Origin of the sequence: Pseudomonas sp. EZ-C24, from assembly GCF_014525325.1 — a bacterium.
Classification (GTDB): Bacteria; Pseudomonadota; Gammaproteobacteria; order Pseudomonadales; family Pseudomonadaceae; genus Aquipseudomonas; species Aquipseudomonas shirazensis.
The window spans coordinates 95317-105255 of sequence record NZ_JACDIU010000010.1; the positions used below are offsets into that span (position 1 = coordinate 95317).

Annotated in this window: 5 protein-coding genes; 2 read left to right on the top strand and 3 right to left on the bottom strand. The window is 61.5% G+C overall.

The window, feature by feature from the left end; all coding sequences use genetic code 11:
- Positions 1-18 precede the first annotated feature (18 nt).
- Positions 19-615, top strand: coding sequence for a tRNA-uridine aminocarboxypropyltransferase (locus IDM28_RS06605; RefSeq protein WP_188035592.1), 597 nt, complete (start codon positions 19-21; stop codon positions 613-615).
- Position 616: 1 nt separating this feature from the next.
- Here IDM28_RS06605 and IDM28_RS06610 read toward each other — a convergent pair whose 3' ends face one another.
- From IDM28_RS06610 to IDM28_RS06620, 3 genes are all read right to left on the bottom strand, one after another.
- Complete coding sequence (locus tag IDM28_RS06610; RefSeq protein WP_101317637.1) at positions 617-1963, bottom strand: HlyD family type I secretion periplasmic adaptor subunit; 1347 nt, start codon at positions 1961-1963, stop codon at positions 617-619.
- Positions 1964-1984: 21 nt separating this feature from the next.
- Positions 1985-4120, bottom strand: a complete 2136-nt coding sequence (locus IDM28_RS06615) for a type I secretion system permease/ATPase (protein ID WP_188035596.1) — start codon at positions 4118-4120, stop codon at positions 1985-1987.
- A gap of 72 nt (positions 4121-4192) precedes the next feature.
- Entirely contained in the window at positions 4193-5566 is a 1374-nt protein-coding gene (locus IDM28_RS06620; protein WP_188035593.1) for a TolC family outer membrane protein, read from the bottom strand.
- 479 nt (positions 5567-6045) lie between these two features.
- Here IDM28_RS06620 and IDM28_RS06625 point away from each other — a divergent pair.
- The coding region (locus IDM28_RS06625) for a retention module-containing protein (protein WP_188035597.1) at positions 6046-9939 on the top strand (3894 nt) is incomplete at its 3' end.

The following is a 9939-nucleotide window of genomic DNA, read 5'->3' on the forward strand; positions in this document are numbered from 1 at the left end:
GCCCTCCAGGAGAACCCGATGTCCAGACCCCGCTGCGAACGCTGCAAGCGCGCGCAAGACCATTGCTTATGCCCGCTGATCCCCCGCCTCGACAGCCGTACCCGGGTGGTCCTGTTGCAGCACCCCAGTGAAACCGCGCATGCGCTGAATACTGCTCGCCTGGCCGCGCTCGGCCTGGTCAATGCACAGCTGTGGGTGGGGGAAGTGTTTGCCCAGCTGCCGGAGTTGCTGGCAACGCCGGGGTATCGGCCGGTGCTGTTGTTTCCCGGTGACGAGGCGCAGGCACTGACCGCGTATGCGTCACCTGATGAGCAGCCGTTGCTATTGATCGTGCCGGATGGCACCTGGCGCAAGGCGCGCAAGCTGTTGTACCTGAATCCGCTGCTGGCAGCGCTGCCACGGGTGACCCTGGCGCAGGTGACAGCCTCGCGCTATCGCCTGCGCAAGGCGCCGGCGGAGGGCGCCCTGGCCACGATCGAAGCCGTGGTGCAGGCGCTCAACGCGCTGGAGCAGCCGCGGTGTTTCGACGAGCTGCTGCGCCCGTTCGACGCTTTGATCGAAGGCCAGATCCGCGCCATGGGTCGCGACACCTTCGAGCGCAACCACGGTTGCTGAATCAACGTTCGCGCATGGCCTCGGTGCGGGCCTTGAGCACCGGTTTGAGCAAGTAGTCGAGCACGCTTTTCTGCCCGGTGATGATATCCACCGTGGCGACCATCCCTGGAATGATCAGCAATGGCTTGTTGTCGCCGCCCAGGTGATTCTTGTCGGTGCGCACCTGGATCAGGTAGAACGCGTTGCCCTTGTCATCGGTCACGGTATCGGCGCCGATCAGCTCCAGCTTGGCCTTCAGCCCACCATAGATGGTGTAGTCATAGGCGCTGAACTTGACCATCGCGGTCTGCCCCGGGTGCAGGAAGGCGACGTCCTGCGGGCGCACCTTGGCTTCGATCAGCAGGTTGTCCTCGATTGGCACGATCTCGACCAGGTCGCTGCCCGGCTGGACCACGCCGCCGATGGTGTTGACCTTGAGCTGCTTGATGATGCCACGCACCGGTGACACCACCGTGGTGCGCTTGACCCGGTCGTCGATGGCGATGCTGGTGGCGCTGATCTTGGACAGGTCAGTGCGCTTGTCGTTGAGTTCCTTGGCCGCCTCCGAGCGGAAGGTGGCATCGGCTTCCTGGATCTTGCTCTTGATTTCTGCCACTGCCGCATCTGCCCGCGGAATGGCCAGGCTGGTGGCGTTGAGCTGACCGCGGGCTTCGACCGTGCGCTGCTTCAAACGCAAAATCTCCACCGGCGAAATCGCTCCGGTGCCCACCAATGGCGAAGACATGTTCAGTTCTTGCTGGAGCAAGCCCAACGCCGAACGGTACTGATCAACCTTGGAGCGGAACTCGGCCAGTTCCTGGGTCTTCTGCCGCAGTTGTTCATTGAGCGTCTGCTTCTCGCTGGTCAGCCGCCGTTGCCGTGACTGATACAGCGCCAGCTCGTCCTCGGCCACCTGTGGCGCCTTGCTGCGAATCTCGTCCGGTACGGTGAACGGCCGCCCTTCAGCCTCCGCCGAGAGCCGTTCGACCTGCGCCGTCAGTGCGTAGCGGTCGACCTCGCTTTCGCCCTTGTTGGACAGAAAGCGGGTGTCGTCAAGGCGCAGCAGGGTTGCGCCCTTGGCGACCATCTGGCCTTCACGCACGAAAATCTCGGTGACGATGCCGCCCTCAAGGTTCTGTACCACCTGGACCTTGCCCGAGGGGATCGCCTTGCCCTCACCGACAGTCACCTCATCGAGCACCGCCAGGCTCGCCCAGGCCAGCGCAACCAGCAGCAGCGCCGCCGCCAGCCACACCGTCAGGCGCGATAGGCGCGGCGAGTCCTGCAGCGTGGCGCCGGCCAGTTCGGGCATGTAGTCGCGCTCGGCAGTGTTGCCGGCACCTTGGAAATAACTGCGCAAGAAGGCCATCGGACTACTCCTCAAAAGCGTCTACAGCGCGGCGCCAATGCGCCCTTTGCGCAGCGCATCGATGACTGCATCCTTCGGCCCGTCGGCAACGATCTTGCCGTTGTCCAGCACCAGCAGGCGGTCGACCAGGCTCAGCATCGAGGTCCGATGCGTGACCAGCAGTACGGTCTTGCCCGGCACCCAGTCGAGCAGGCGCTGGCGCAGTTGCTCTTCGCTGCTGTTGTCCATGTGGCTGGTGGGCTCGTCGAGGATCAGGATCGGCGGCTCCAGCAGCAGCGCCCTGGCCAGCAGCACGGCCTGGCGCTGGCCGCCCGAGAGCAACTGGCCGCGTTCACCCACCGGGCGGTCGAAACCCTGCGGATGCTGGCGCGCCAGTTCGGTCACGCCGGTCAGTTCGGCCACCTCGAGCATGCGTGCGTCGCTGACGTGGCGGGCCCCCAGGGTGAGGTTGTCGCGCAGGCTGCCAGCCAGCAGCGGCAGGTCGTGGGCGACGTAGCCGATCTGGCTGCGCAGGTCGGCGATGTCCAGCTGGCGCAGGTCGAGGTTGTCCAGCAACACCTGGCCTTCATCAGGATGATAGAAGCCCATCAGCAACCGACCCAAGGTGCTTTTGCCCGAACCGCTGCGGCCGACGATACCGATGCGCTCGCCGGGCTGCAGGGTCAGATTGACGTCATTCAGCGCCGCAGCCGTCTGGCCAGGGTAGCGGAAGCTGACATGGCTGACGGCCACGCCGCCCTTGAGGCTGGTGTGCTCCAGCGCCTGTTGCTCGGCCTGGCGCTCTTGCGGCAAGGCCATCAGCGCATCGGTGCTGCGCATGGTCAGCTGCGCTTGCTGATAGCGGGTGATCAGCCCCGCTATCTGGCCCAGTGGTGCCAGGACCCGGCTGCCGAGCATGTAGGTAGCCACCAGTGCGCCGACACTGAGGTTGCCGGCGATGATGCTGTAGACCCCGGCAACGATCGTTGCCATGCCGCAGAACTGTTGGATGAACAGCGTACCGTTGCTGGCCAGCGAAGACAGGTTGCGTGCGTGCGCATCGAGCCGGGCAATCGCGCCGTTGGTCTGCTCCCAATGGTACTGGCGCTCACTTTCAGCGCCGTTGGCCTTGAGCGTTTCCAGCCCACCCAGAGTTTCGATCAACAGGGCCTGGCGCACTGCTCCCAGGCTCAGGCTTTTTTCCACGGTGTCGCGCAGGCGGATCTGGATGATCAAGGCAAAACCAACTGCCAGCGGGAAGGCAATCAGCGGGATCACCACCAGCCAGCCGCCCAGCAGGCCAACCACCACCAGCATCAACGCCACGAATGGCAGGTCGATGATGCTGGTCAAGGTCACCGCCGTGAGAAACTCGCGCAGCCCCTGGAAGTCGTGAATGCTTTGGGCGAAGCCGCCGATGGTGGCCGGGCGCGCCTTCATCGACATGCCGGTGATGCGTTCGAACAGGGTTGCCGAAAGGATCAGGTCGGTCTTCTTGCCGGCCTGGTCCAGCAGGTGCGCGCGGACCATGCGCAGAACCATTTCAAAGGCGGTGCCGATGAACAACCCTGCCACCAGCACCCACAAAGTCGAGACTGCCTGGTTGGGCACCACCCGGTCGTAGGTCTGCATGACGAACAGCGGCACCATCAGGCCCAGCAGGTTGATCAGCAGGCTGGCCAGCAAGGCATCGCTGTACAGCCAGCGGGAATGGCGCAAGGTGTCGCGAAACCAGGCATCGACCCTCGGCATCAGCGGGGTGCGCAGGTTTTCCAGAGTGTGCCGCGGGCGGGCAAACAGGGCATCGCCGGCGTAGGCCTGTTCCAGCGCCTCGCGCTCGACCCATTGCTCGCCGCCTTCGGCCTCGGACGGCAGGATCAACGCGCGGCCGTCTTCGCCAAAGCGCTGTAGAACAGCACAGCGGCCGTCTTTGAGCAGCAGCAATACAGGAAGGTTGAGTGTGGAAATTGCGCCCAGCTCACGCTTGAGAATCCGCGCTTGCAGGCCTGCGCGGGCTGCGGCTCTGGGCAATAACTCGGGCCCCAGCCGCTGGCTGGCCAACGGTAGGCCGCTGCACAAGCTGGCACGGCTCGCGGGGCAGCCGTGCAGTTTGCACAGAATCAACAGGCCATCGAGCAACGGATCGTCAACGTCCAGCCGGGGCTGGGCATTTTGCATACTGGTCACGATGGCCTACTCCTGCCGCAATGGAGGGTGTACGGCTACATCCGAAACGTTGCTCGATAACGGTCAACGCATTTCGGGCAACTTCGCTTCGCTGCGTACTTCAGTCTTGGCAATGGCTTCTGCCGGCAGCGCAATACGCTGTTTGCTGAGCAATTCACCCATGGTCGAAAGTACGCGGTACATCGAGTATTCCTCGGTGTAACGCACTTCGGTGTAACGGCGGTTGGCGTTGTACAGCTCGTTCTCACTGTCGAGTACGTCGAGCAGGGTACGCTGACCAAGACCGAACTGATCCTGATAGGCGGCACGCACGCGCTGGGTGGTTTCAGCGTATTCGCGCGCGGTCGGCGTCTGCTTGCGCGCGTTGTTCATGGCGTTCCACGACAGGCTCAGGTTCTCGTTGAGTTCGCGCAGGGCGTTGTTGCGGATGTCCAGCGCCTGGTTGATCTTGTGCGAGTCCGACTGCAGGCGAGCCTTGTCGCTGCCGCCGCGGAACAGGTTGTAGTTCAGCTCGACGCCTGCTTGCCAATCGTTGTTGCTGTGGCCGCGCTCGCCGCCCAGGTTGTTGTTGGCGCCGGTGGCGAGGATGGCGTCCACACGCGGGTAGAAGGTCGACTTGGCGACTTCGTACTGCTTCTCGGCGGCATTCACATCGGCCTGAGCCGAACGCAGGTACGGGTTGTTTTCCTGCATGCCGCGGCGTGCGTCTTCCAGCGTGCTCGGCATTTCCACCTTGATGGTCGAAGGGGTTTCCAGCTCGTCCGGCATCAGCCCGACCACGCTGTAGAAGTTGGCTTCGGCGTCAGCCAGATCGACTTCGGCGGTGTCCAGGTTGTTTTCAGCCAGGGCACGACGTGCGCGCGACTGATCGAGGTCAGCACTGCTGCCGACACCGCGCTCGGTGCGCAGGCCGATCTGGTCGTTGACGCGCAGGTGCGCTTGCATGTTGTTCTTGGCCAGGGTCACCAGTTCGCGACGCTTGAGCACTTCGAGGTAGACCTCGATGGTACGCAGGGCGACGTCCTGGGCGATTGCCTGAGTGTAGTAGGCACGCGAGTTGGAAACCGCTTCGGTACGGCCGACTTCGTTGGAAGTGTTGAAACCGTCGAACAGCATCTGGCGCAGACGCAGCTCGGACTGGGTGTAGTTCATGGTTTCTTTGTTGTGGTTGCGCGTGCCGTCAGCGTTCAGACCACGGGTGTTGAGGTTGTCGGAGCGCTGGCGACCGTAACCTGCAACCAGATCGACGCTTGGGTAGAACCCGCCACGGGCGAATTTCACATCTTCGTCGGCAGACAACCGGCTGTTGCGATAGGAACTGATTTGCGGGTGATGATCCACGGCGTTCTGAACGGCTTCGGTGATCGACATCGCCTGAATGTTGGCACTCGCCATGGCCAACAGGATTGCACTGGTGATGGGGGTAAGAACGCGCATGGGGTACATCTCCATTGTCTCTAAAAGTGTCCAGCATTCGCCAAAAAAATGACGATTATTATGAGGTAGACCGTTTCAAGTTTGTAACAACAGAGCTAAGAACATTTAACGCGCGAGCTAAGAAGATTTGTTCATAAGGTCTATGCGAAAAAAAACTTATGCGGTCTAAAGAATCCGCGACATTGTTCTACTCAACGGGCCTATAAATCAAGCTGTAGTCAGCGGTTTTAGGTCATTGCAACAAGTTCCAGAACTTTTGCAGCTAAGAACTCAGTGAAAACGGGCCGTGTCGGAATTTGGCGACAATTAATTGTCACTCTGTAGTAGCAAAATTCCATCATCTCTATCGGCTTGGCCTGCGCAGTGTAGAGCTGTTTGCTGACTTTTGGCGTTTGATTGACGCCTTTATTCGGCCCGGCGCCACAGTGTTTTTGCTGCATTCAAGCTGCAGGATCCGTTCGGCAGGGGAGACGTAGGGCATGGCTAAATTTATCGGAGTGGTCAGCAAGGTGGTCGGCCAGGTTTTCGCGGTCGACAGCGACGGCAGCCGCCGCCTGTTGGTCGAAGGCGACCGACTCTATGCTGGCGAACAGCTCGAAACCGGTAACGCCGGAGCCATTGCGGTGCGCCTGGACAACGGCGCAGAGCTGACCCTGGGCCGCGACAGCAGCCTGCAGATGTCGCCAGAGCTGCTGGCTAATCAGGCCGCCCATGTGCAGACCGACGACGTCGCCCCCAGCCAGGCGCAGTTGACCGATGTCGAGCGCTTGCAACAAGCCATCGCTGCGGGTGCCGACCCTAGTGAAGAGGCCGAGGCTACCGCGGCTGGGCCCAATCAAGGTGCCCCAGGCGCTTTGGGCGGCGGCCACAGCTTTGTCATGCTGACTGAAGTTGCCGATCGCGTAGACCCTACGGTTGGCTTCCCGACTGCGGGCTTCAATGGTGTACCGCTGTTGGTCAATGGCTACATTGGTGACCTCGATCCGACCAGTTCCGACGATGTGCTGCCGCCCGCGTCCCCACCTCCGGTGAATCCGCCAGACAACCCGGTCACCCTGCAAGACCTTGATGTCAGCCCCGGCGAGCTGATCCTCGACGAGGCCAACCTGCCCGACGGCTCCGACAGCAACCCCGCGGCGCTGACCCAGCAAGGCTCGTTCACCGTTATCGCCGCCGACGGCGTGTTCAATCTCAGCGTAGGTGGCATCAACGTAGTCACCGGCGGGGTGGTTACCGGTATTGGCCAATCCATCACCACCGCCCTTGGCAACACGCTGACCATCACTGGCTACAACCCGGCGACCGGCGTGGTCAATTACAGCTACACCCTTAACGGCACCGAGCAGCACGCCAACGGTGGCGGCAGCAACGTGATCGGCGAGCAGTTCCCGGTGCAGGTCAGCGACAGCGATGGCGATGTAGCCAGCGGCAGCCTCGACGTGATCATTCGTGACGATGTGCCCAAAGCGGTGAATGACAGCAACGCAGTGACAGCGACCGAGCAGCAGCTTGAGTTGACCGGCAACGTACTCAACAACGATGTGCAGGGCGCCGACCGGGTCGTCGGCGGGCCGGTGATTGCCGGTACCTTCAGCGGCACCTACGGCACATTGGTGCTGGCTGCGGACGGTACCTACACCTATACCCTCAACGCCGATGACCCTGATTTCAAAGGGCTCAAAGGTGGCGGCAGTGGCACCGAGAGCTTTACCTACACCATCAGAGACGCCGACGGCGATACCAGCAGCGCGACCCTGACGCTGAACATCAGCAATCTCAACGACCCAGTGACGATCGGCGGGCTGGATGTCGCCGGTGGTGAGCTGATTGTCTATGAAAAGAATCTGGTCAATGGCAGCGCGCCAGACGGCGCTGCGCTGACGCAGAACGGGACCTTTACCGTTGCCGCGCCAGATGGCTTGCAGAGCCTGAGCGTGGGCGGCATCACGGTAGTCAGCGGCGGCGCAGCAGGCGGTTTTCCACAGTCGATCACGACCGCGCTGGGCAACACACTGACCATCACCGGCTACAACCCGGCCACAGGCGTGGTGAGCTACAGCTACACGCTGCTCGACAATGAAGCCCACGCCACCGGCAACGGCAACAACAGCCTGGGCGAAACATTTGTCGTGACAGCCCAGGACAGCGATGGCAGCACTGCCTCGGCCAACCTTGACGTGAGCATTGTCGACGATGTGCCCAAGGCGGTGGATGACACCAACGCGGTAACGGCCACAGAACAGCAGGTGGAACTCAGCGGCAATGTCCTCAGCAATGACGTACAAGGCGCTGACCGGGTCGTGGGTGGCCCGGTGGTTGCCGGCACCTTCACTGGTACCTACGGCACGCTGGTGCTGGCTGCGGATGGCACCTACACCTACACCCTCAACGTTGACGATGCCGATTTCAAAGGCCTTACCGGCGGTGGCAATGGTATCGAGACCTTCACCTACACCATCAAAGACGCTGACGGTGACACCAGCAGTGCGACCCTGACCCTGAACATCAGCAACCTCAATGACCCGGTAACACTTGGCGGCCTCGACGTGAGCGGAGGCGAGGTTACCGTTTACGAGAAAAACCTGATCGATGGCAGCGCAGCTGACGGCCCGGCCCTGCAACAAGGCGGCACCTTCACGGTGATTGCTGCGGATGGCCTGCAATCTTTGAGCGTCGGCGGCATCAACGTAATCAGTGGCGGCGTAGCCGCAGGCTTCCCGCAGACGATCACTACCGCGCTGGGCAACACCCTCACCATCACCGGCTACAACCCTACGACAGGGGTGGTCAGCTACACCTACACCTTGCTCGACAACGAGACTCACCCCGATGGCAACGGCACCAATGGGTTGCAGGAAAGCTTCACAGTCGTTGCCAAGGACACCGACGGCAGTACCGCCACTGGCAGCCTCGATGTAACCATCGTCGATGATGTGCCGCAGGCGCACTGCGACTTCGCCAGAGTCGAGGCAGGCGGTCAGGTCAGCGGCAACGTGCTGGCCAATGATGTGATTGGCGCCGATGACATGGCCGATGGCCGCTATGTAGTTGGCGTGCGTGCCGGCTCCGATACCTCCACGCCGGCCTCTGGACAGTTGGGCGTCAATGTCCAGGGCACCTATGGCTACATCACGCTGGATGCCGAAGGTAACGGCGTTTATCACGCCTACCCGAACAGCAATGCACCGGCTGGTGCTACCGATGTGTTTGTCTACACCATCCGCGATGCTGACGGCGATCAGAGCACCACGACCATTACCATCAACGTCAACAACTGCCAGATGATCGCCGGGCAGGATACTGACGTTACAGTGTATGAAAACGCCTTGGACATGACCAAGGACGGCAACGACCTCGCGCCCGGCACCGTCACCGGCAGCCAACCTGGCTCGACCGGCGAAACAGCCAGTGGGACCTTGGTCGGTTCGGTCACAGGCGGCGTTGGGGCTTTGACCTACAGCCTGGTTGGCAACACCGAAGGGCAATTCGGGCAGATTCAGGTCAACGCCGATGGCTCCTACACCTACACCCTTACCTCGCCGGCGAATTCGCCGACCCATCAGAACGACGGGCCGAACATCATCACCGAGACCTTTACCTATCAGGTCAAGGATTCGCTCGGTAATACCACCACCAGCAACATCGTCATCAGCATCGTCGACGACGTGCCACAGGCGCACTGCGATGTTGCTCGTGTGGAAATGGGTGGGCAGGTCAGTGGCAACGTACTGCTCAATGATGTGATCGGCGCGGATGTTTCTGCCGACGGCAAATACGTGGTCGGTGTGCGCGCTGGTTCCGATACTTCGACCCCGGCCTCCGGGCAGCTCGGCGTGAATGTTCAAGGGACTTATGGCTACATCACCTTGGACGCTGAAGGAAACGGCGTTTATCACTCCAATCCGAACAGCAATGCTCCAGCAGGCGCGACGGACACCTTCGTCTATACCATTCGCGATGCTGACGGCGATGAGAGCACCGCGACCGTCACCATTAACGTGCTCAATTGCCAGATGGTTGCTGCACCAGATCACGATGTCACCGTCCATGAAAACGCTCTGGACCTGACCAAAGACGGCAACGATCTCGCGCCCGGCACCGTCACCGGCAGCCAACTTGGCTCGACCGGCGAAACAGCCAGTGGGACCTTGGTCGGTTCGGTCACAGGCGGCGTTGGGGCTTTGACCTACAGCCTGGTTGGCAACACTGCAGGGCAATTCGGGCAGATCCAGGTCAACGCCGATGGCTCCTACACCTACACCCTGACCTCGCCGGCGAATTCACCGACCCATCAGAACGACGGGCCGAACATCATCACCGAGACCTTTACCTATCAGGTCAAGGATTCGCTCGGTAATACCACCACCAGCAAC

Coding starts and splice junctions, on each gene's coding strand:
- IDM28_RS06610 (WP_101317637.1), bottom strand. CDS start 1,963: ATGGCCTTCTTGCGCAGTTATTTCCAAGGTGCCGGCAACACTGCCGAG.
- IDM28_RS06615 (WP_188035596.1), bottom strand. CDS start 4,120: ATGCAAAATGCCCAGCCCCGGCTGGACGTTGACGATCCGTTGCTCGAT.
- IDM28_RS06620 (WP_188035593.1), bottom strand. CDS start 5,566: ATGCGCGTTCTTACCCCCATCACCAGTGCAATCCTGTTGGCCATGGCG.
- IDM28_RS06605 (WP_188035592.1), top strand. CDS start 19: ATGTCCAGACCCCGCTGCGAACGCTGCAAGCGCGCGCAAGACCATTGC.